14 protein-coding genes are annotated in these 23,388 nt (G+C 64.7%); 6 read left to right on the top strand and 8 right to left on the bottom strand.

All coding sequences use genetic code 11. The features are described 5' to 3' along the window. Positions 1-243: 243 nt before the first annotated feature. The 4 genes from L6639_RS01410 (at position 244) to L6639_RS01395 (ending at position 10,590) form a co-directional block, all read left to right on the top strand. Positions 244-3,093 carry a beta strand repeat-containing protein gene (locus L6639_RS01410; RefSeq protein ID WP_237858301.1) on the top strand — a complete coding sequence of 950 codons (2,850 nt, stop codon included), beginning with the start codon at positions 244-246 and terminating at the stop codon, positions 3,091-3,093. 302 nt (positions 3,094-3,395) lie between these two features. Beyond that, the gene (locus L6639_RS01405) at positions 3,396-5,528 is read left to right on the top strand and encodes a type I secretion system permease/ATPase (RefSeq protein WP_237858299.1); all 2,133 of its coding nucleotides are present in this window, start codon (positions 3,396-3,398) and stop codon (positions 5,526-5,528) included. Continuing rightward, positions 5,515-6,966 carry an HlyD family type I secretion periplasmic adaptor subunit gene (locus L6639_RS01400; protein ID WP_237858298.1) on the top strand — a complete coding sequence of 484 codons (1,452 nt, stop codon included), beginning with the start codon at positions 5,515-5,517 and terminating at the stop codon, positions 6,964-6,966. Before L6639_RS01405 ends, L6639_RS01400 begins: the two co-directional genes overlap by 14 nt. 471 nt (positions 6,967-7,437) lie before the next feature. Then, a complete protein-coding gene (locus L6639_RS01395) occupies positions 7,438-10,590 on the top strand; it encodes a hypothetical protein (RefSeq protein WP_237858296.1) in 3,153 nt (1,050 codons plus the stop codon). Between the two features lie 159 nt (positions 10,591-10,749). On the opposite strand, the gene L6639_RS01390 is transcribed toward L6639_RS01395, so the two are convergent. The 3 genes from L6639_RS01390 to L6639_RS01380 all read right to left on the bottom strand — a co-directional run bounded on the left by L6639_RS01390 (position 10,750) and on the right by L6639_RS01380 (position 13,317). Next, positions 10,750-12,615, bottom strand: coding sequence for an ABC-F family ATP-binding cassette domain-containing protein (locus L6639_RS01390; protein WP_237858294.1), 1,866 nt, complete (start codon positions 12,613-12,615; stop codon positions 10,750-10,752). Positions 12,616-12,661: 46 nt separating this feature from the next. Next, positions 12,662-12,835: a hypothetical protein gene (locus L6639_RS01385; RefSeq protein WP_237858292.1), complete on the bottom strand. Its 174-nt coding sequence runs from the start codon at positions 12,833-12,835 to the stop codon at positions 12,662-12,664. 224 nt (positions 12,836-13,059) lie between these two features. Next, on the bottom strand, positions 13,060-13,317 hold the full coding sequence (locus L6639_RS01380) for a sulfur globule protein precursor (protein ID WP_237858290.1): 258 nt from the start codon (positions 13,315-13,317) through the stop codon (positions 13,060-13,062). A 322-nt stretch (positions 13,318-13,639) separates the two neighbouring features. Here L6639_RS01380 and ndk point away from each other — a divergent pair, with 322 nt between their 5' ends. Both ndk and L6639_RS01370 read left to right on the top strand, forming a co-directional pair. Next, positions 13,640-14,062: a nucleoside-diphosphate kinase gene (gene ndk, locus L6639_RS01375; protein ID WP_018645406.1), complete on the top strand. Its 423-nt coding sequence runs from the start codon at positions 13,640-13,642 to the stop codon at positions 14,060-14,062. A 34-nt stretch (positions 14,063-14,096) separates the two neighbouring features. After that, entirely contained in the window at positions 14,097-14,957 is an 861-nt protein-coding gene (locus L6639_RS01370; protein ID WP_237858288.1) for a TerC family protein, read from the top strand. Positions 14,958-14,961: 4 nt separating this feature from the next. Here L6639_RS01370 and L6639_RS01365 read toward each other — a convergent pair whose 3' ends face one another. The 5 genes from L6639_RS01365 to L6639_RS01345 form a co-directional block, all read right to left on the bottom strand. Beyond that, the gene (locus L6639_RS01365; RefSeq protein WP_237858285.1) at positions 14,962-15,273 is read right to left on the bottom strand and encodes a DUF3240 family protein; all 312 of its coding nucleotides are present in this window, start codon (positions 15,271-15,273) and stop codon (positions 14,962-14,964) included. Beyond that, on the bottom strand, positions 15,270-18,344 hold the full coding sequence (locus L6639_RS01360; RefSeq protein ID WP_237858282.1) for an efflux RND transporter permease subunit: 3,075 nt from the start codon (positions 18,342-18,344) through the stop codon (positions 15,270-15,272). Before L6639_RS01360 ends, L6639_RS01365 begins: the two co-directional genes overlap by 4 nt. Beyond that, positions 18,345-19,433 carry an efflux RND transporter periplasmic adaptor subunit gene (locus L6639_RS01355; RefSeq protein WP_237858281.1) on the bottom strand — a complete coding sequence of 363 codons (1,089 nt, stop codon included), beginning with the start codon at positions 19,431-19,433 and terminating at the stop codon, positions 18,345-18,347. A gap of 150 nt (positions 19,434-19,583) precedes the next feature. Then, positions 19,584-21,086 carry an exopolyphosphatase gene (gene ppx / locus L6639_RS01350; RefSeq protein ID WP_237858280.1) on the bottom strand — a complete coding sequence of 501 codons (1,503 nt, stop codon included), beginning with the start codon at positions 21,084-21,086 and terminating at the stop codon, positions 19,584-19,586. Positions 21,087-21,101: 15 nt separating this feature from the next. Continuing rightward, positions 21,102-23,291: an RNA degradosome polyphosphate kinase gene (locus L6639_RS01345; protein WP_237858279.1), complete on the bottom strand. Its 2,190-nt coding sequence runs from the start codon at positions 23,289-23,291 to the stop codon at positions 21,102-21,104. Positions 23,292-23,388: the final 97 nt, after the last annotated feature.

Genomic DNA, 23,388 nt, shown 5'->3' with positions numbered 1-23,388 from the left:
TGCCGCAGCAAATTCCGCAAAGGCATCTTTACCGAGCGTGTCGACATAGTTTCGCAATGCGAACCGAGCGCATCGCAACGTGCGCGCGCCATCACGTCCGCCGCGGTCCAAGATCGGCGCGCAGGAAATCTGGAGGAAATCTCCAGAAATAAACACGCCCGTCTCAAGCAGCCATTCAAGAATGTCGTGTTCGCGGCTGCTACGCCTCGAAGGAGGGGCTAGATCGATCGAAGGATAATTTGGATGTCTATTACCTCGGTTTTTTCCCCGGTTACGGGGCAACTCACCATCTTCGGCGACAGTGCGAATAACGGCCTCGTGATCGGTCGCGACAAGTCCGGTCGCATCCTGGTCAATAACGGTTCTGTGAAAACGGTCGGTGGCGATCCCACTGTTGCCAACACCAACGCGATCGAGATTTTCGGGCAAGGCGGCGACGATACGATCACCGTCGACGAAAGCCACGGACCGATGCCGGCGGTTCAGATTTTCGGAGGCGACGGCAACGACAGGATCACGGGCGGCTCGGGCAACGATCTTCTGTTCGGTCAGGCCGGCGACGATGTGATCAAGGGCGGCGGCGGCAACGATCTGCTGTTCGGCGGCGCGGGCAACGACACGCTCGACGGCGGCAGCGGCAATAACCAGCTTTTCGGCGAGGCCGGTAACGACCTCATGATCTGGAATCCCGGCGGCGGCAGCAACGTGTTCGAGGGCGGCGACGGCAACGACACCGCGCAGATCAACGGCAGCAATGCCTCGGAGACCTTCACCATCACGGCAAACGGGACGCGCGTGCGGTTCGACGAGACGAGCCCGGCGCCATTTTCGCTCGACATCGGCACGACGGAAAATCTCGTGTTGCACGGCGGCGGCGGCGACGATGTCATCACGGCCGGCAACGGTCTCGGCAGCCTGATCTCGCTCACGCTCGATGGCGGCGCCGGCAATGATACGATCACCGGCGGTGACGGCAGTGATCTCTTGATCGGCGGCTCCGGCAACGACATCGTCAGCGGCGGACGCGGCAACGACGTCGCCCAACTCGGCTCAGGCGATGACACCTTCATCTGGAATCCCGGCGACGGCAGCGACACGGTAGAGGGCGGATCCGGCAACGACAAGCTCGTGTTCAATGGCGCCAATATCAACGAAAACATCGATATCTCGGCCAATGGCGGCCGGGTACGCTTCACCCGCGATGTCGCCAACATCACAATGGACCTCAACAGCATCGAAGCGATCGAGTTCGATGCGCGCGGTGGCGCCGACAACGTCAACGTTGGCGACCTTACCGGGACCGGCGTTAAGCAGGTGCTGGTCGATCTCGGTGCCGTTCCCGGCGGCACGCAAGGCGACGGCGCGGCCGATACGGTGACCGTCAACGGGACCAACGGCAATCAACATATCCAGGTCACGGCCGTCGGCACTACGGTCACGGTCACCGGTTTGCCTGAAGTCGTGACCATCGCGAATGCGGAGGCCGCCAACGACCGGCTGGTTATCCAGGCGCTCGGCGGCAACGACGTCGTTGACGCATCCACGCTCGCAGCGGTGATCGGCCTCACCATCGACGGCGGCGCAGGCAACGACACCATCACCGGCAGTCAAGGTGCCGACCTCCTGATCGGCGGCGATGGCAACGACAAGGTCACCGGCGGCCGCGGCAATGACGTGGCGCTCCTCGGTGCGGGTGACGATCTCTTCACCTGGAATCCCGGTGACGGCAGCGATACCGTCGAGGGAGGGGCGGGAACGGATACGCTCGTGTTCAACGGCTCTAATGTAGCCGAGAACATGTCGATCTCGGCGAACGGAAGCCGTGCGCTTCTCGCCCGTGACGTCGGCGCTGTGACCATGGATCTCAACGGCGTCGAGCACGTGCAGATCGCCGCGGCCGGCGGTGCCGACAACATCACGGTCAACGACCTCTCCGGCACCGACGTCACGCAGGTCGCCATCGACCTCAGCGCCGGCCCGGGCAGCCAGAGCGGCGACGGTGCTGCGGACCGCGTGACGGTCAATGGCACCGCCGGCGATGACACCATCAAGGTTGTGACCTCAGGCGGATCGATCGTGGTCAACGGTCTGGCCGCCCAGGTGACGGTCGCGCACGCCGATGCCGGTGATGTGCTCGCCGTCAACGGCGGAGGTGGCAACGACGTCATCGATGCTTCCGCGATCAAGGCCGGCCAGCTCGCCAGCTTCAACATCAACGGCGGCGACGGCAACGACATCATTACCGGGAGCGCCGGCAATGACATCGTAAATGGCGGACGCGGCAACGATGTCGCCAATCTCGGCGCCGGCGACGATACCTTCGTCTGGAATCCCGGCGACGGCAGCGACACCGTCGAAGGCGGCAAGGGCACCGACACGCTGCTGTTCAACGGGGCCAACATCAACGAGAACATCGGCATCTCGGCCAATGGCGATCGGGTGCTATTCACCCGCGACGTCGCCAGCATCGCGATGGACCTGCACGGGGTCGAACACATCGACTTCAACGCGCTCGGCGGCGCCGACAACATCACCGTCAACGATCTCTCCGGCACCAGCGTCAACCAGGTCAATCTCGACCTCGGCGCTAACGACGGCGCCGCCGATACTGTGACCGTCAACGGAACCGCCGGCAGCGACGTCATCACGGTGACCGAGCACGACGGCATCATCACGGTGTCGGGCCTCGGCCAGGACATCAACATCACCGATGCGGGGGCCGGCGACCGGCTCGTCATCAACGGCCTCGACGGCGATGACGTCATCACAGCCTCAGGCCTGCAGGGTGGCATCCAGCTGGTTGCCAACGGCGGCAATGGCGACGACGTCCTGATCGGTGGCTCCGGCAACGATACGCTGCTGGGTGGGGCAGGGGACGATGTTCTGATCGGTGGCCCCGGCCAGGACGTCCTCGATGGCGGCACCGGCAACAACGTCCTCATCCAGGATGGCGCGGCGATGGCGGCCGCGATGCTGCTCAACCAGGCCATGGCGGGGAGCTTCGTTCCCGCAGGCGATGGCCATGGCGCAATGCCCCTGGCCGATCCGCACACGGCGCAGACCCAGACGCTCGCTCCGCCACAGCACGCCTGACGGCAAGGCCGGCCGGAATGAGCCCGTCCAGCGCGCCGACGAAGGTGCGTTCCCTCCCCCCTTGTGGGGGAGGGCTAGGGAGAGGGGTAGCCCAGAAAAAGGTGCAGGTTGTTGATGACGCAGCAAGCGCGAAAGCGACGGAAAGAGTCCCCGTATGGCACCCCCCTCCCTGACCTCGAGAGCGAGCTTCGCTCGCCTCGGACCCCACAAGGGGGGAGGGAACGGAGAGAGTGCTGCCGTGGGCCAAACTCGATTCAATGTAGACCCGTCTCGCTCAAGCCGCTCCACTCCAGAGAACGCCCATGGCAGTGAATGCGGTGTCTACCGATACCGGTCTCGACGCTCTCCTGACCTTGCTTCATCTGCAAGGCGTGGCCGCCGACCGCGATCAGCTCAGGCACCGGCAAGGTGCGGCAAGCTTCGGCGCAGCGGACATCATCCGCTGCGCCAGATCTCTTGGACTGAAAGCCCGGACCTATCGCACGCGGTGGAGCCGGCTGGCGGACAGCCCGCTGCCGGCGATCGCGGTCCTGCGTGACGGCAGCTTCATGGTCATCGCCAAAGCCTCCGCCGACAAGGTGCTGGTGCAGTCGCCGCATGCGCAGCGGCCGGTATTGATGGAGCGCGACGAGCTGTCTGCCATCTGGGACGGCGGCTTGATCCTGATGACCCGGCGGGCCGGGTTATCCGACCTCGGACGGCGTTTCGACATCACCTGGTTCATCGCCGCGATCGGCAAATATAGAAGGCTGTTCGGCGAGGTGGTGGCGGCCTCGTTCTTCCTCCAGCTCTTCGCGCTGGTCTCGCCTTTGTTCTTTCAGGTCGTGATCGACAAGGTGCTGGTACATCGCTCGCTGTCCACGCTCGATGTGCTCGTCATCGGTCTCGTCGTCGTCTCGCTGTTCGACACCGCGCTCGGCATTCTGCGCAACTATCTGTTCTCGCATACGACCAACCGCATCGACGTCGAGCTGGGCGCACGCCTGTTCCATCATTTGCTGGCCCTGCCGATGGCCTGGTTTCAGGCGAGGCGCGTCGGCGATTCCGTGGCGCGGGTCCGCGAGCTCGAGAACATCAGAAATTTCATCACCTCGTCGTCGCTGACGCTGCTGGTCGACCTGGTCTTCACCTCGGTGTTCCTGGCGGTGATGTTCGCCTATTCGCCCGTGATGACCTGCATCGTGCTGGCCTCATTCCCGTTCTACATCGCGATCTCGGCGGTGGCGACGCCGCTGTTTCGCCGCCGGCTGGAGGAGAAATTCCGCCGCGGTGCCGAGAACCAGGCGTTCCTGGTCGAAAGCGTCAGCGGCATCGAGACGCTGAAGGCAATGGCGGTCGAGCCGCAGATGCAGCGCCGCTGGGAGGAGCAGCTTGCAGGCTACGTCTCCGCGAGCTTTGGCGTCACCAGTCTCGGCAACACCGCAAGCCAGCTCGTGCAGCTCGTCAGCAAGGTCGTCACCGCGGCGATCCTCTATGCCGGAGCGCGGCTGGTGATCGGCGACGCCCTGACCGTCGGCGAACTTGTGGCCTTCAACATCTTCGCGGGGCGCGTCTCGGCGCCGGTGCTGCGGCTGGCGCAGGTGTGGCAGGATTTTCACCAGGCGCGGCTCTCGATCGCGCGTCTTGGCGACATCCTCAACAGCGCGGCGGAGCCAGCCTATTCCGCTGGCCGCGCCGGGCTGCCACCGCTCCGGGGCAACATCCGCTTCGAGCGCGTCGCGTTTCGCTACCGGCTCGAAGGGCCGGAAATCTTGCACGACGTCTCGTTCGAAATTCCGGCCGGCCAGACCGTCGGCATCGTCGGCTCCTCGGGCTCGGGCAAGAGCACCTTCGCAAAACTGGTGCAGCGGCTCTACGTGCCGCAGAGCGGCCGCGTGCTGATCGACGGCATGGATCTGGTGATGACTGATCCAGCCTGGTTGCGGCGGCAGATCGGTATCGTGCTCCAGGAGAACATGCTGTTCAACCGCTCGGTGCGCGACAACATTGCGCTGGCCGATCCGACCCTGCCGATGGACCGCATCATGGAGGCGGCAAGGCTTGCGGGCGCGCATGATTTCATTCTGGAGCTGCCCGAGGGCTACGACACTGTGGTCGGCGAGCGGGGCTCGACACTCTCGGGCGGGCAGCGCCAGCGCATCGCGATCGCCCGCGCACTGGTGACCAATCCACGCATCCTGATTTTCGACGAAGCGACCAGCGCGCTCGACTATGAGAGCGAGCGGATCATCCATGACAACATGAAGGAGATCGCGAAGGGGCGCACCGTCCTGATCATCGCGCATCGTCTCTCCACCGTTCGCGGCGCCGATCGTATCTTCACGCTGGAGCACGGCCGCCTGGTCGAGGACGGCACGCATGACGCGCTCATCAGGAACGGCGGCCGCTACGCCACCCTGCACAGGCTTCAGGGAGGGATTTATGAGGTCGGCTAGATTAGTGCCGGCCTCGAAGCCGGAACCGTCAGTCGTTCCCTTCAGGAGCGGGAAGAGCCGGCGAGCCGAGGAAACCGCCTTCCTGCCCGCAGCGCTGGAGATCACCGAGACCCCGCCGTCACCGCTCGGCCGAGGAATCGCGTTTACGTTGATGGCCCTGGTCTGCGTGGCGCTCGCATGGTCCGCCTGGGGCACGATCGACATCGTGGCGTCAGCGACCGGCAAGGTCGTGTCGAGCGGGCGAAGCAAGGTGGTGCAGCCGTTTGAGACGGGCGTTGTGCGCGCCATCCACGTGCAGGACGGGCAGGTAGTCAAATCGGGCGACGTGCTGATCGAGCTCGATCCGACCGTGAATGCAGCCGAGCGCGACCATCTGCACGACGATCTCATGGCCGAACGGCTCAACAGCGCGCGCCTCCGCGCCGCCTTGAGCGCCGGCGAAGATGGCGCCGCTGATCTCGTTCCGCCTGATGATGCCGATCCGTTGCTGGTCGCGACGCAGCGGCAGCTTCTCGCCAGCCAGGTCGGCGAGCACCGTGCCAAGCTCGCCTCGCTCGAGCGTCAGGAAGCGCAGAAGGAGGCCGAGCATCAGACCATCGCAGCGACGATCCACAAGCTGGATGCACTGCTCCCCGTGACCGAGCAGCGCGTCGATATCCGCAGGACGCTGATGGAGAAGGAGATCGGCTCGAAGCTGACGTATTACGAGACGCTTCAGCTCCAGATCGAGCAGCAGGAGGAGCTTGGTGTCCAGCGCAGCCGTTTGAAGGAAGCCGAGTCGGCCGTCGCCGCGATCCGGGAGACCCGCATCCAGGCGGTGGCCGAATATCGCAAAAGCCTGTCCGACGAGCTCGCCAAGAGCGAGCAGAAGGCAAATGGCCTCGCGCGCGACCTGATCAAGGCGCAGCAGCGGACCAACCTCCAGCAGTTGACATCACCGGTCGACGGCGTCGTCCAGCAGCTTGCGGTCCATACTGTCGGCGGCGTGGTCACGCCGGCGCAGTCGCTGCTCGTGATCGTGCCGTCAGACACGCACCTCGAGATCGAGGCGATGATCTCCAACCGCGACATCGGCTTCGTCGAGGCCGGGCAGGGCGCCGCGATCAAGATCGACACCTTCAACTTCACTCGCTACGGCCTGCTGCAAGGCCGCGTCGTCAGCGTCTCGCAGGACGCGATCATCCGCGACCGTCCGCCGGAGCGCGGCGACCGCGCGCCGGGCGCGCAACACGACAGCAGCGAGCCGAACGGGCAGGAACTCAGCTACAGCGCGACCATCGCGCTCGATCGCACACAGATGCAAGTGGACGACCGGCTCGTCAACCTGACCCCGGGTATGGCGGTGACCGCCGAGATCAGGACCGGCTCACGCACCATCCTGAGCTACCTGCTGTCGCCGCTCCAGCGCTACCGGCACGAAATCATGCGGGAACGCTAGCTTCGCCAAGCTATAGCTATTTCAATAGGTTGTGTCGCGGCTCCAGGGCGCTCCCGCAGCGGCCCGAGAGGCGGGTCTCAGCGAGTGCCGATGATTGCGATTGTGAGCATTGCGACAGCAATTGGTGATGTCTGTTCCCAATTGAGATGATTTATGCGTGGCGCCGGATGAAAGAGCCATCGGCGAAACCACATCAGCAAATCTCCCGCGATTTAGTCGTTTAGCTTTCGAGTGATGCTCAATTGCGGACCGATTGATCGGGGCGCTTGCGTTGCGCTGGATCAATTCGGGCTCTCAACACCTCCGTTATCGTCACGTGCTCGTACTGTGGAGGCTGGCATGCGCATGGCGTCCGAACATCATTCAATGTTCAAGAAGTCAATGAGCGGGAGCAGGGCTCGTCCCGTTACGGGCGCGGTTCATCCGGCCAGTCAGCGTCCGGCGCGCGGGTTCAAGCGGACGATCAGATCGGTGTTCCTTGCGTTGCTGGTCTCGCTTGCCGCCGCGGCGCCAGCGCTGGCGCAAGTGGTCGCCGACGGCAATGCCGCGCTTACCGGTTTCTCCGGCGTGACGCCGCCGGTGGTGGTGGCGCCTGGCGTCAATCCGCTCGACAAGACCTATATCGATCCCAACGGCGTATCGGTGCGCGTCGTCGATTTGCAGAGCATGGGCGGGCCGCCGCAGGCGCAAGTTGTGACTGCGCCGAAGCCGTTCGCGGCCACGGCCGCACAGGTCGGCCAGGTGTTCGGCATCACGCTCGACAATGCCAGCCCGCCAAACATCTATGTCGCGGCGACATCCGCCTACGGCCTGCCGATCGTGGTGCCTGACAAGGACGGCGATGGCTTGGCCGATCGTGTGCAGCAGGGCGCCGCGAATGCCAGCTTCATGAGCGGCCTGTTCGGTCCGTCGTCGGGCGGTCCCGGTTCGATCTGGCGCATCGACGGCACAAGCGGCGCGGTGCAGTTGTTTGCCAATGTCACGCTCAACGGCGCCGCCAATCCCGGTCCCGCGCTCGGCGGGCTCGCCTTCGATGGCGCTTCGCAGTCGATCTTCGTCGCCGACCGCGCGACCGGCATGATCCATCAATTCGGACTCGACGGTAGCGAGCGTGGCCGCTTTGATCATGGCGTGCAGGGCCGCCCGGCGGCCGGCGCGCAGCCGGTTCCGTACAATCCTGCGATGCGGCTTGATATTACTGCGCCCGCGTTCTCGACCGAAAATCCGGCGACCTGGCGCTACGCGCCGGCGGCGCGGCTGGTGTTCGGCCTCGCGGTGCATGACGGCCGTCTTTACTACGCGGTGACGGAAGGCCTGCAGGTGTGGTCGGTCTCGATCGCCGGTGGCAGCTTCGGCAAGGATCCGCGGATCGAGGTTACGGTGCCGCCGAGCCTGGCGCCGACCGAGATTTCCAAGATCCTGTTCGATGCGCGCGGCAACATGCTGCTCGCCGAGCGCGCCGCGCCGACCGGTGACTACGCCATGGTCGCGCTTGCCCAGGAGGGCGTTTCGCGCGTGCTGCGTTACACGCCGGTCTCAACCGGCAATCCGTCGGGACCGCGCTGGCAGGCCCAGCCCGATCAGTACGCGATCGGTTTCCCGGCGCAGATGACCAACGGCAATGGCGGCATCGCGATCGGATATCGATACGCGGCCGATGGTGCCATCGACCGCACGAGTTGCGGCGGCTTCCTGTGGTCGACCGGCGAGCGCTTGCGTGTCGCCAACGACACCGCGACCACGCTGAGGCTTTCACTCGGCGGCCCCGCCAATGTCAACGGCATGCAGGGCAATGGCGTCGAAATGGTTGCACCCGCCAACGTGCCGCCGTGGTCGAGCTATTTCATCGATAAGGACGATCGCTTCGACGATCCGGCCGCGCGCGGCCAGATCGGCGACATCGCGATTCCGCTTGGCTGCGCGCGCGTGACGCTGCGCCTGCCGCCGATCCTGCGCCCCTGGTATCCCGGCTTTGGTTTCGGCATCGGACTGCCGCTGCCGCCGGCCGGACCGTTCTGCCCGTGGCCAGGATCGCATGGCTGCACCTGCCTGCCGGGTCAGCCCTGCATCTGCCCGCCTGGCAGCAGCCAGCAGCCCGGCTTGCAATGCTGCCCCAGCTTCCAAACACCGGGGCCCGGCGGCCAGTGCACGTCGTTGTGTGCGAACGGCGCTAACGATGCGGCTTCGAGCGCGATGTGCTTCTTCGGCGCCATGCCGCCGCCGGATCCGAACAATATCGATTACACCGACATCACCTGTTTCGACGGCACGCAAATCAATGCACAGACCGGCGGTCTTTGTCCCAAGCCACCCGGTGCGGTGTGTATGGCCGGCTTCACGCTGGTCCCCGCCAAGCACGACGGCGGCGACATGTGGACGGACTACACCTGCGAGTCGACTCCACAGGAGAACATGTGTGCGCAGCCTGGACCGAATGGTCATCTCCAACAGATCGGGCTCGACGGCCAGTGTCACGAGCTGTGCTCGGGCGATTCGCTGGCATTCCCGACCACACAATGTTGCCCGGCCGGCATGGTGCCGAACGCGTTCGGTGTCTGCGGCCCGCAGCAGGGAGGCTGCCCGCCGCAGCAGCTGACCTCGACGGGCAAGTGCTGCCCGCAAGGTCAGAAACCGTTGCCCAACGGCGAGTGCGTCATAACGCTGAACTTCTGTCCGCCGCAGCAATTGACCTCGACCGGCCAGTGCTGCCCGCAGGGCCAGACGCCGCAGCCGGACGGCAGCTGCAAGCAGCAGCAATGTCCGCCGCAGCAGCTGACCATTTCGGGCCAATGCTGCCCGCAGGGCCAATTCCCGCAAGCCAACGGCAGCTGCGGCGGCCAGCAGCAGGTCTGCCCGGTCGGCCAGCTGACCTCAACGGGCGTGTGCTGTCCGGCGGGAGAGACGCCGCAAGCTGACGGGAGCTGCGGCCAGCACAGCTGGTTGCCGTCCTGTCCGCAACAGCAGATCAGCAATACCGGCATCTGCTGTCCGTCGGGCACCACGCCGCAGACTGATGGGAGCTGTCAGGGCTGTCCGGCCGGCACGGTCGCCAGCCCGCTGACTGGTGCCTGCATGCAGCAGCAGCCCTGCCCAAGCAATACCGTGCAGAAGGCGAACGGGCAGTGTTGTCCGTCGTCGCCGGGTATCGTCGCCGCTGGAGCCGCGCCGGCCTGCTTCTGCCCGACCGGACAGACCTTCGACGGCCAGAAGTGTGTCGGCGGCAGCCAGGCTGCAACCGGCTGCTTCCCCGGCTACACGCAACTGCCTGGCGGCGGCTGCTGTCTCGCGAGCCAGGCGACGCTTGACGGCGTCTGCTGTCCGCCGGGCCAGCATCCCGACGCCAACCGTCGCGCCTGCGTCGGGACTGCACCCTTGCCGCACGTCGCGCCGCCCATCATCAGGGCACCGCCGGTCGTGGTGCCTCCGCCCAAGGGCGTCGTCGTGCCGCCTCCGCACGTCGGCATCACTCCGCCGCCGCGTATCGGGGTGACCCCGCCACCGCCGAATATCGGCGTGAAACCGCCGCCGCGCATCATCGTGACGCCCCCGCCGCATATCGGGGTCACCCCGCCGCCCCGGGGCGGCACCTTCGCCCCCCGCAAGGAGCCGGAGAAGGTTCGCTGAGCAGAATCAGCATTAAGCAAGCAAAGAGGGCCGGTTGGCCCTCTTTGCACGATCAGGGTTTGCCGCGAGGTGCAGGCCTCGTCTGGCAAATCCCTCGGCTACTGTGCATGGGGTTGTTTTCAGATTTTAACGGGACGCCTAATCGGCCGGTCGCCAAAGCTAGCTGGCCGCCTCGTCGAACTGTGCGCTCGCCTCCAGCCACTGCTCCTCCGCCCGCGCCAGCGCGTCGGCGGCGTTGGCGCGCGCCTTCGACAGTTGCGCGGCCTGCTTGGGGTCGCGCGTGAAAATGTCGGGGAGGGCGAGCGCGGTGTCGATCTTGGAGATGATCTCGGTGACCCGGGCGATCTCGCTCTCGGCTTCGGCGATGCGTTTCTTCAGCGAGCCGCGATTGTCTGATTTCACACGCTGAGGCTTTTCGATTTGAGCGCTGCGCTCGCGCTGAGCGGGTTCCGCATTGCGCGCGGACAGCACCAGGCGCCGATACTCGTCGAGGTCGCCGTCGTAATTGGTCACGGTGCGGTCGGCGACGATCCAGAGCTGGTCGGCGCAGGCCTCGATCAGATAGCGGTCGTGCGAGACCATGATGATCGCGCCGGGAAACTCGTTGATGGCCTCGGCCAGCGCGGCGCGGCTGTCGATGTCGAGATGGTTGGTCGGCTCGTCCAGGATGATCATGTTGGGGCCGAAGAAGGTGGCAAGCCCCAGCAGCAACCGCGCTTTCTCGCCGCCCGAGAGCTTTCCCGCCTTGGTGTCGGCGGCCTTGCCGGAAAAGCCGATCGCGCCGGCGCGTGCGCGGACCTTGGCTTCGGGTGCATCGCTCCCCATCAGCTTGCGGACGTGGTCGTAGGTCGAGGCGTCCTCGTTCAGCTCGTCGAGCTGGTGCTGCGCGAAATAGGCGATCGACAGCTTGTCGGCGCGCGTCACCTTGCCGGAGAAGGGCGCAAGACGCGCGGCGAGCAGCTTGACCAGCGTCGACTTGCCGTTGCCGTTGGCACCTAACAGCGCGATGCGATCGTCATTGTCGATGCGCAGCGTGACGCGATTCAGCACCGGCGTTGCCGGATCGTAGCCGACGGACACGTTGTCGACGGCGATGATTGGCGGCGATAGCAATTTCTCAGGTGCCGGAAAGGTGATCTCGCGGACGTCCTCGGTCACCAGCGCCGTGATCGGCTTGAGCCGCTCCAGCATTTTCACGCGAGACTGTGCCTGGCGCGCCTTGGACGCCTTGGCCTTGAAACGGTCGACGAAGGCCTGCAGGCGGGCGCGTTCGGCCTCCTGCCGCTTGACGGCCTTGGCATCGAGCAGCTCGCGTGCGGCGCGCTGCTCCTCGAAAGAGGAGTAGCCGCCCTTGTAGAGCGTGAGCTTGCCGCGCTCCAGATGCAGGATCTGGTCGACCGAGCTTTCAAGCAGGTCGCGGTCGTGGCTGATCACGATCACCGTGCGCGGGTAGTGCGCGAGATGATCTTCCAGCCACAGCGTGCCTTCGAGATCGAGATAGTTGGTGGGCTCGTCGAGCAGTAGAAGGTCGGGGGCCGCGAACAACGTCGCGGCGAGCGCGACGCGCATACGCCAGCCGCCGGAAAATTCGGCGCAGGGACGCAGCTGGTCCGCGGCGGAAAAGCCGAGGCCCGAGAGAATTGCGGCGGCGCGGCTCGGCGCTGAATGGGCGTCGATGTCGACGAGGCGCGTCTGGATCTCGGCGATCCGGTGCGGATCGGTGGCGGTCTCGGCCTCAGTGAGCAGCGCTTCGCGTTCGAGGTCGGCCTTGAGCACGACCGAGATCAGGCTTTCGGGCCCGTTCGGGGCTTCCTGCGCCAGACTGCCGATACGCCAGCGGGGCGGCAGGGTCACCGAGCCGTGCTCGGCCGAAAGCTCGCCGCGGATCACCTTGAATAGCGTCGATTTGCCGGTGCCGTTGCGCCCGACCATGCCGACGCGTGCGCCCGGCGTGATCTGCACAGAGCTGTCGTCGATCAGAAGGCGTCCGGCGAGACGGACGGAGAGGTCGGTGATGGTGAGCATGCGGCCTTGTCACCGCAGGCGGGATCAAACGCAACCCGATTTTTTGTCAGTGCGGATCGAGGTCACGCTTCCTCAGCTCGTTCAAGAGCTGCTCGAGATGCGTCGGGAGCCGGGGTTCGGGGCGCATGCTCTGCTGAAGCCGCTCGCCCACGGCATCGCAGATGGAGCGGCTGGTGCGCCGGTCGATCTGTTCGCTGTCATCGGCAAAAAGGCCAGCCATCTCAGGGTTCCCAGTGTTCAAAGTAACGACACGGTACCAAGTCATTGGCCCCCAAAATGGTTTCGCCAAGCGTTGGGGATGGCTGGGATTCTAGTAAAAATTGTATGAATTCGCTGTATCTGCCCAAAGATAAGGCCCCGGTGGGGGGGATCACCGGGGCCTCTCTTGGAAGGTACTGCGGGGGGAACAGTACCTCGGGTTGTCAGGGAATGAGTTGTTCGGGCTCAGTAGCACCGGTTGATCAGCCGCCAGCGGGGTCCCCAGGGGGTCGGGACCAGCCGGCGCACATAGCAGCCGCCGTAACCGTAGGAGACGGGCGCAGCGTAGACGCGCGGTCCGCCCCAGCCCCAGCCACCGCCGTGATACCAGCCGCCGCCATGCCAGCCCCAGCCGCCATGCCAGTGAGCGGAGGCGGAGGTGGGGGCGAGTGCGGCCCCTAGGGCGACCGCGGCGACTGCAGCGAGCGAAAGTTTCCTCAACATCGTGATCTCCTCAAAACTGCCGGCGCGGGGCAATCGCGTCGATGGAAAGGCCGCCGAAACGGTCCGCCTCGTCAGAAGCCTTCGGTTTCGATGGAGCTGACGATACGCCAGCGAGGCTGAACCAAACCCTGACAGGGCCTTCAGATTGGGTTCATCTGGGTGAAATCGTTGTAATCCATGTTGGAATCCGGCCGGGATTTCAGGTCTTCGCCCGCGGCGAAGCGCCCTTCGGGGCGTTCCGGCACTCGCTTGCCGGATCGCAAAGGCGCCGATATAAGCCCCGCAACTCCGAACGACCCTTTTTCTCTTCAAGGACAAGATCATGGCCATCGAACGCACTTTCTCGATCATCAAGCCCGACGCCACCGCGCGTAACCTGACCGGCGCCGTGAACGCCGTGATCGAGAAGGCGGGCCTGCGCATCGTTGCACAGAAGCGCATCCGCATGACCAAGGAACAGGCCGAAACCTTCTACGCCGTCCACAAGGCCCGTCCGTTCTTCGGCGAACTGGTCGAGTTCATGACCTCGGGCCCGGTCGTGGTTCAGGTGCTGGAAGCCGAGAACGCCATCGCCAAGTACCGAGACGCCATGGGCGCGACCGATCCGTCGAAGGCGGCCGAGGGCACCATCCGCAAGCTCTACGCCAAGTCGATCGGCGAGAACTCGGCTCACGGCTCGGATGCTCCGGAGACCGCTGCGATCGAGATCGCGCAGTTTTTCTCGGGCAACGAGATCGTCGGCTAACCAGCCGATCGGTTAAGTCGACAGGGGACTCATTGTGAACTGGCTCGGGCAGATCTTCGATCCCGCCACGATCGGGGCATTCTTCACCCAGTTCCGCAATGAGATGGCTGAGCCGACCTTCTGGATCGCGGTCGGCAAGATCATCTGGATCAACATCCTGCTCTCAGGCGACAACGCGCTGGTGATCGCGCTTGCCTGCCGCGGCCTCAAGCCGCGGCATCGGCTGTGGGGCATGGCGCTCGGCGCCGGCGCGGCCGTCCTGCTGCGGATCATCTTCACCGGCGTCGTCGCAAGCCTGATGGCGCTGCCGTACCTGAAGCTGGTCGGTGGCCTGGCGCTGATCGTGATCGCGGCAAAGCTGGTGGTGCCGGAGAACGAGGAGGAGGACGTCGAGTCCGCCTCACATCTGTGGCAGGCGGTGCAGATCGTCGTCGTCGCCGACATCGTCATGAGTCTGGACAATGTCATCGCGGTCGCCGCCGCCGCCAATGGCAGCGTGCCGCTCCTGGTCCTCGGCCTTGCCATCAGCGTGCCGCTGATCGTAGCCGGTGCGGCGCTGATCATGGCGCTGTTGTCTAAACTGCCGATTCTGGTCTGGGCCGGTGCGGCGCTGCTCGGCTGGATCGCTGGCGAGGTGATCGCGACCGATCCCGGCATCGCGCCGAAGCTGCATTCGCTCTCGGAAGGTCCGTTCGGCGTTTCGCTGGACCGGATGCTCGGCACTCTGCATATCCCGCCGCAATTCGCCCATGGCGGCGAGGGCGCCGAATATCTTTGCGGCGCGCTTGGTGTCGTCGTCGTGCTGCTGGTCGGCGCGATCTGGCGCCGGCGCAGCCTGCATGCCGCCGCGCTCGAAGCCTCCGAGGCACACGCCAAGGCGTCTGCCGAAGGCTGATTGTTCAGTCGATGATGCCGAATTCCGTTACGGGCGTCGCCCAGTAGACGAGTTTGGTGCCGGCAAACGAAACTCTGAGCCGCTCGATCAGGCGGGTGGCGTCGTCCCGCGCCAGTACGACCTTCACCATGGCTTGATCGGCATGGCCCTGGACGCGTTCAGCGGCGGTGTGCAGTCGGACTTCGCCGCCGTGCCCGGCCGCGTGGGAGGCGGTGAAGCCCGAGACAAGGTCGCTCTGTTCGGCGAGATAGTCGAACACCTCTTCACGAAGCTGACGCGGCACGATCAGCGTGAGGCAGACCGGCTGGTCGGTCATTTGGCCACCTTCGAGGTGCCGCCGTAGCGGCGATACAGGATCGGCAGAAGGATCAAGGTCAGTACCGTGGAGGACAACAACCCTCCGATGACGACGACCGCAAGCGGTCGCTGGACTTCGGATCCCGGACCCGAGGCAAACAGCAGCGGAACCAAGCCGAGCGCCGTGATGCTCGCGGTCATCAGCACCGGCCGAAGCCTGCGCATGGCGCCTTCGACAACGATACGATGCTCGCTCAGGCCGTGGGCACGCAGTTGATTGAAGTGGGAGACCAGAACGACACCGTTGAGGACGGCAATCCCGAGCAGTGCGATGAATCCGACCGAGGCGGGTACCGACAGGTACTCACCCGTGGCGACTAGCGCGAACACGCCGCCGATCAGGGCGAAGGGAATGTTCACGAGCACAAGCAAGGCTTGGCGGATGGCGCCGAACGTGGTGAAGAGCAGCACGAAAATCAGACCGATTGCCACGGGGACGACCACGGATAAGCGTGCCGAAGCGCGTTGCTGGTTCTCGAACTGTCCGCCCCACGTCAGCCGGTAGCCATCTGGGAGCTGGAGTTCCGCGCCAACCTTCTGGCGGGCCGCTTCGACGAAGCCGACCATGTCGCGGCCCCTGATGTTGGCTCTAACGACGCTCATACGGGTGCCATCCTCGCGGTCGATCTTGACCGGGCCGTCGACGCGTTGAATTCGCGCGACTTGCGACAGCGCGACGTGCTGCCCCGATGCGAGCGTCAACGGAAGGCTCGCGAGCAGCGTCGGCGCCTCCCGGGTCGTTTCGCTGCCGCGGACGAGAATGGGAGTGCGGCGTCCCTCTTCCAGCGCGGTTCCGATCGTTCGGCCCTCGATCTGGGTGCGGAGCGAGTTGGTGATGGCGTCAACCGTCAGGCCGAGACGTCCGGCCTCCATTCGATTGACGGAAACCGTGTAATATTGAGCGCCTTCGTTGAGCGTGGTGTAGACGTCCTCTGCACCATCAATGCCGGAGAGGATGGCCGACAGCTTTGCTGCCGTTTCATTCAGCTTTGCGATGTCAGGACCGAATATCTTGACTGCGACGTCGCCTCGCACGCCGCTGATCATCTCCTGCACGCGCATGTCGATGGGTTGGGTGAAGCTGAGCGAGATGCCGGGAAAGCCGGCAAGAACATCGCGCAGCTTTTGGAGCAGGGCTTCGCGGTCCTCGGTCTGCCGCTCGGCCGCCGGCTTCAGCACCAGGAACGTGTCGGTCTGGTTGGGCCCCATGGGGTCGAGGCCGAGCTCGTCGGATCCGGTCCTTGCGACGATGCCGGCGATATCCGGCACCGCGAGGAGTGCGGTCTGCAGCCCCCGATTCATGGCAAGCGATTCGTCGAGATTGACGGAGGGAAGCGTCTCCACGCTGACAATGACGTCGCCTTCGTCCATCGTCGGCATGAACGTCTTGCCGAGTTTCGAATAGGCAAAGCCCGCGGCGACGAGGCCGATCAGCGCCGCGGCCATCACCTTGCGCTCGTTGCTCAAGGCCCAGTTCAAGGCCGGCGCGTAAACGCGCTGGGCCGCGCGAACCACCAGGGGGTCGCGATGTGAGGCAGATTTGAGCAGGAAGGACGTCGCGACCGGAATCACGGTGAGAGCAAGCAGCAGTGAGCCGGCGAGCGCAAAGATGATCGCCAGCGCGACAGGAATGAACAGCTTCCCCTCAAGTCCCTGGAGCGTTAGCAGGGGTACAAACACGATGATGATGATGAGGACGCCCGAGGCCACCGGCTCCAGGACTTCGCAGACCGAGCGGTACACCAGATGGATCAGGGGAGGCCCTTTGCCGGGGGCGTGCTGACCGAGGTTCCCGACGATGTTCTCGACTACGACGACCAGCGCGTCGATCAGCATGCCGATCGCGATCGCAAGTCCGCCGAGACTCATCAGGTTGGCCGACATTCCCACGACCCGCATGACGATCAGTGCAATGACGATGGCCAGCGGCAGGCTGAGGGCGATCACCAGCGAGGCTCGCCAGTTGCCGAGGAAGAGCAGCAGCAGAACGATGACAAGGGCGGTGGCCTCGCCGAGAGCTCGCACGACGGTCCCCACGGCACGATCGACCAGACGACTGCGGTCATAGAACACGTTGATGGAAACGCTTTTCGGCAGCGAGGACTGCAGCTCCACAAGGCGTGCACGCACGTCGCGGACGAGCTGTCCCGCGTTGGCGCCGCGCAAGCCGAGCACGAGCCCCTCGACGGTTTCGCCGCGCCCATTCGACGTGACCGCACCATAGCGCGTCAGTGTCCCGACTTTGACGCTCGCCACGTCGTTGACGAGGATCGGTACCCCCTCGCGCACCTCCACCACGATGGCCTTGATGTCCTCGATCGAACGGATGCTGCCTTCGATCCGGACCAGGGCGCTGTCCTCGCCCTGGTTCACCCGTCCGGCGCCATCGTTGCGGCTGTTGGCCTCGATCGCCCGGCGAAACAGGTCGTAGGAAATACCACGGGCGGCAAGTGCATCATTGCGCGGAACGATCTCGAAGGCGCGCACGTAACCGCCGAGCACGTTGACGTCGGCAACGCCCGGCACTGTACGCAGGGCCGGACGGATTATCCAATCGAGCAGGGTGCGACGCTCGGCGAGCGAAAGCTCGTCGCTGTCGATCGTGAACATGAACATTTCGCCGAGGGGGCTCGTAATCGGCGCAAGACCGCCGGTCACCCCGTCGGGGAAATCACGTGAAATGTTCGATAGTCGTTCGGAAACCTGGTTTCGCGCCCAGTAGATGTCGGTGCCGTCTTCGAAGTCGACGGTGATGTCGGCCAGTGCGTATTTCGTGGTCGAACGCAGGATCTTCTTGTTCGGCAGTCCGAGCAGTTCGAGTTCGACGGGCACCGTGATGCGCTGCTCGACCTCTTCGGGCGTCAGGCCCGGCGCCTTCATGATGATCTTCACCTGAACCGGCGAGACGTCGGGAAATGCGTCGATCGGCAGGCTTGGCAGGAGGACGGCACCAGCACCGATCAAGAGCAACACGCTCAGCACGACGAATAGCCGCTGCGAAAGCGCGAATGCGACCAGGTGCCGGAGCATTTATTGCCCAAGCCCCGAGAGAATGCCGCGAAGCGCCGAGATGCCGCCGATCGCGATCTCGTCGCGGTCGGTGATCGGGCCGGATATCACGACATGGTCCTGGTCTTCGGCCAGGAGCGTGACCGGAACGAGTCGGAAACCGCCGTCGAAAGCGACGAACACCGACGTCTGCTCGCCCCGCCTGATCAGCCCCGCATAGGGAATCTCCCAAGCGCTTTCGCCGGCGGAGAGGAAGCCGATGCGTGCTGCGGCCGTCTGGCCGGGATGCAGCTCGCCGTCGTTGGGGACCTCCGCGCGGACCAGGATGGTCTGGGTCGCGGGATCTGTTGTCTCGGAAACCAGTACGACCTTGCCGGGCGTGGAATAGCCTTCGATTTCGACTTTCGCGCCAGCGCGGATCGCGGGAATCTTGGTAGCGGGAACCGCGATTTCGGCCCATAGCGGCGACAGCCGCGCCAGCTTTATTAGCGGCGCGGATTGTTCGAGCCGCTGCCCCGGCGATATAACCACGTCGACCACGGATGCGCTCTGCGGCGCGTTGACGGTCAGCGTGGCGCTGATCGAGGCGTCCTGACCGAGGCGCGAAATTGCCTCGTCGGACATGCCGGTCAGACGCAGCATCTGTCGGCGTTCGGCGGCGACGAGCGTCGCCTGGCGCGCCTCGGCCTGGCTCGCCTCCAGCACGCGTTGCGGCACGGCTTTGCCCTCGAACAAATCCATGTTGCGCTTGAGCTGCTGGTTTGCGAGCAGCTCCTGCGCGATCGCGTGCAGGTAGTCGCGCTGTTGAGAGACGAAGCTTGGACTTTCCAGGGTGACCAGTGGCTGGCCAACCGAAATGCGATCGCCGCGGCCGACCGATAGATTGGCGACCATGCCGGCCACGGGGGCGCTGACGACCCACAATTGCGGCGTGGGAATCACGATCTGGACGGGGTATGGCAGCGTCAGGTCGGTCTTGCTTGCGATCGGATGAACGACGCGCACGCCAAGATTTCTCGCCTGCGGTTCACTCAGCTTGAGTTCGTCCTGCGCTCCTAGCGCCGAGGGTGAAAGACCAAGGGCAAGTGCGAACAGGACACAAGCAGCCATTTTCCGACCGCGGATCGAGAGGCAAAGCCCAGGTTGCAGCTGCATGGCAGAAGTGGTCCGAAACAACGCGGCGACACGTTAATCCGGCATGGTTCGGTCGAGTTGATTTGCATCAACCGGCGCCGGTTCTGCGACAGAATGCAGCGCTGCTCAGCGTCTGACGATCGAACCGCTGCGCCCGATCAAGCGGGCGAGCTGCTTGAAGCGGCTACCAACGCGGTCGGCGACGAGATCGCCAAGCCGGTGCTCGAACACCAGCATCAAATTGCGGCCCCGGCTGCGGAAATGCGTGGCGGGCAATACGCCCGGGCGCGCGGCCGAGATCAGATGCGCGACGCGAAACGCCGCGCCAAGCAAACGGGCGCGCTCGAGCTGCGCCGGCGTCAGCAACTCCTGCATGGTCAGTGGCGGCTGATTCTCTTCGCTGAGGCCCGCATAACGATAGAACACGGACAGTCCGACGAAGGCGCGCTCGCGGTGGTCGATTGCGCCGAAATTGGCGTTGACCACGAGGCTCAGCGTCTGCTCGCCGCGATGATCGGGATGGACGCGCCAGCCGATGTCGGACAAGAGACAAGCGGTGTGGCGCAAACGGCGGTCCTCTTCGGTCTCGCGCAGCTTCACCACGCGCGCGAGACGATCGGTCCAGGCGATCAGCTCGCGGGCATGCTTGGCCGAGCGTGACAGCAGCTGATTCAGCTCTTCGGCGGCGCAGATCAGCCCGTCCTTGTTGCGCTCGGTCTCCGGCAGCTTCTCATGCAGCAGGCCTTCGCGCACGCCGAAGGTCGAGAACACGATAGTTTTCGGCTTTGCGACGCGGATGACGTGCTCAAGCACGAGCGCTGCGTAGGTGAGGAGAGGGCGCCGCGCATCGGCGACGACCTCGATATCGGCGAGCATGTTGGCGGCAGCGAGGCGCCGCAAGCGGCGCGCAAAATCGAGCGCCTCGGCCGCTTGTATGGAATAGCCGTGCATCACCTGGAGCGGATAGCCGCTTTGGATGATGTGGATGCGCGCAAGCGCGCGCCAGGTGCCGCCGACGGCATAGAAAGTGCGGCCGCGGCCGGCGGTGAGCAGGTCGACCTCGTCGATCGCCTCGCGCACGATACGGTCGGCGCGCTTGAGCGATTTGTGCGCGAGGTCCTGCAGCGCGAGGCCGCCGAGCGGCAGCGTCACGCCGCTGCGCACGGCGTTCCTGCGTACGTCGATCAGCTCGAGCGAGCCGCCGCCGAGATCACCGACGATGCCGTCGGGATAGTGGATGCCCGAGATAACGCCGAGCGCCGACAGCTTGGCTTCGCGCGGTCCCGACAGGATCTCGATGTTCACGGCGCAGATGCGCTCGGCTTTTGCGATGAAGTCGGGGCCGTTGGAGGCATCGCGGCAGGCGGCGGTCGCGATCGCGAACACGCGGCCGACCTGCATCACGCGGCACAGCGCGCGAAAGCGCTTCAGCGACGTCAGCGCCTTGTCGACGGCGTCAGGCGCGAGCAGGCCCGTGCTCTGCACCTCGCGTCCGAGACCGCACAGCGTCTTCTCATTGAAGATCGGAATCAGGCTCCGCGCCAGCGCCTCGTAGACGACGAGACGAACCGAGTTGGAGCCGATGTCGATGACCGCGACGCTAGCGCCACGCTTGCGCGGCCGTTTCACGGCAAAGATCTCCGGTCAGGACTGATGGCGTTCGTTCCGGCGCGTGAGACGGCGCGGCGAGGATTCCTTGAGCGACTTTCCACGGCCAGACAGACTCGGATTTGTCATGAAGTAATTGTGCACGTTGAAAGGTTCATCGCCCTTCGCGGCCTTCATACGCGTTGAGGACCCGTCCGGCAACAATTGCCAGCTCTGCTCATTGTCCTTGAGATTCGCGACCATGATCTGTTCGAGAACCTGCTGATGCACCGTCGGATTTTGCAGCGGACACAGCACCTCGACACGGCGGTCGAGGTTGCGCGGCATCATATCGGCCGACGAGATATACACAGCCGCTTTCGCGCTCGGCAGGCCCTGGCCCATGCCGAAGCAGTAGATTCGGCCATGTTCCAGGAATCGTCCGATGATCGACTTGACGCGGATGTTCTCCGACAGGCCGGGAATGCCGGGGCGCAGGCAGCAGATACCGCGGACCACCAGCTCGACCTGCACGCCGGCCTGTGAGGCCTCGTAGAGCGCGTCGATGATGTCGGGGTCGACAAGTGCATTCATCTTCATCCAGACCGCGCCGGGCTTGCCGTGACGGGCGTGCTCGGTCTCGCCCTGGATGTGCTCGATGATGCGCTTGCGCAGGGTCAGCGGCGACACCGCCATCTTTTCCAGGTCGCTCGGCGCGGCATAGCCCGTGATGAAGTTGAACACGCGCGCGGCGTCGCGGCCGATGGTCGGTTCCGAGGTGAAGTAGGACAGGTCCGTATAGATACGCGCGGTGACCGGGTGATAATTGCCGGTGCCGGTATGAACGTAAGTGGTAAGGCTGCCGCCCTCGCGGCGCACCACCATCGAGAGCTTTGCGTGCGTCTTCAGTTCGAGGAAGCCGTAGACGACCTGCACGCCGGCGCGCTCCAGGTCGCGCGCCCAGCGGATGTTGGCTTCTTCGTCGAAGCGCGCCTTCAGCTCGATCAGCGCGGTGACGGATTTGCCCGCCTCGGCCGCTTCGGCAAGCGTGCGCACGATCGGCGAGTTGTTGGAGGTGCGATAGAGCGTCTGCTTGATCGCGACGACGTCGGGATCGCGTGCGGCCTGTTGCAGAAACTGCACCACGACGTCGAAGGATTCGTAAGGGTGGTGGACGATCAGGTCCTTCTGCCTGATGGCCGCGAAGATGTCGCCGCCATGCTCGCGCACGCGCTCGGGATGGCGCGGCACGTAAGGGGTGAATTCGAGGTCGGGCCGGTCGAGCCGGGTGAGCTGCGACAGCTCGTTCATGGCGAGCACGCCGTCGACCAGGAATACCTCGTCGTCGGCCGCCGACAGCGCGTGCTGCACGAAGCTGCGCAGCTGCTCCGGCATCTTGGCGTCGATCTCCAGGCGGATCACCGATCCGCGGCGGCGTCGCTTCAGCGCGGTCTCGAACAGGCGGACGAGGTCTTCAGCTTCTTCCTCGATCTCGAGCTCGGAGTCGCGGATGATGCGGAACGCACCCTGGCCGTGGAGACTGTAGCCGGGGAACAGGCGGTTGATGAAAAGTCCGGTCAGCTGCTCCAGCGAGATCAGGCGGACCTTGCCCTCAGCCGGCAGGCGGATGAAGCGGTCGATCTTCCCGGGCATGCGGATCAGCGCGTTCATCGGCTTGCCGTCGGCCTCCCGCGTCAGCTGGAGCGCGATGGTGAAGCCGAGGCTCGGGATAAACGGGAAGGGGTGGGCGGGATCGATCGCCAGCGGCGTCAGCAGCGGAAACACGTTGTTGAGAAAATAGTCCTCGAGCCAGATCCGCTCTGTCTTGGTGACCTCCTTGCCGTCCACCAGCACGATGCCGACCTCGGCCAGCGTGCCGCGCAGGTCGCGCCAGATTGCCTGTTGGTCGGAGGCGAGCTGGGAAACGGTGCGGTTGATCAACGCCAGTTGCTCCGACGGGGTCAGGCCGTCAGGGGCACGCTCGGCAATGCCCTCGCGGACCTGCGCCTTGATGCCGGCGACGCGGACCATGAAGAACTCGTCGAGGTTATTGGCCGAAATCGACAGAAATCGCACCCGCTCCAGCATGGGGTGGCTGGGGTTGACCGATTCCTCCAGGACGCGACGGTTAAAATGTAGCCAGGACAGCTCGCGATTGATGAATCGCTCGGGGCTCGAGGCGATCGCCGGCGGGCCCTCGGTCTCCGTGGCTTTTTCTTTCGTTTCAACAGCTTGCGCGGAGTCCATGAGAAGTCGGTCCTTCCAGTTTGCCCCAATTTGCGACTTATGCGCAAAACCGGCCAGAGCATGTGTTAATGCGATGACGTTTCGATGACATTGATGT

Source organism: Bradyrhizobium zhengyangense, from assembly GCF_022012555.1.
GTDB classification, from domain to species: Bacteria; Pseudomonadota; Alphaproteobacteria; order Rhizobiales; family Xanthobacteraceae; genus Bradyrhizobium; species Bradyrhizobium zhengyangense.
Note: the sequence above shows the minus strand (reverse complement) of the source record. Positions and strands in the feature narration are given on the sequence as shown.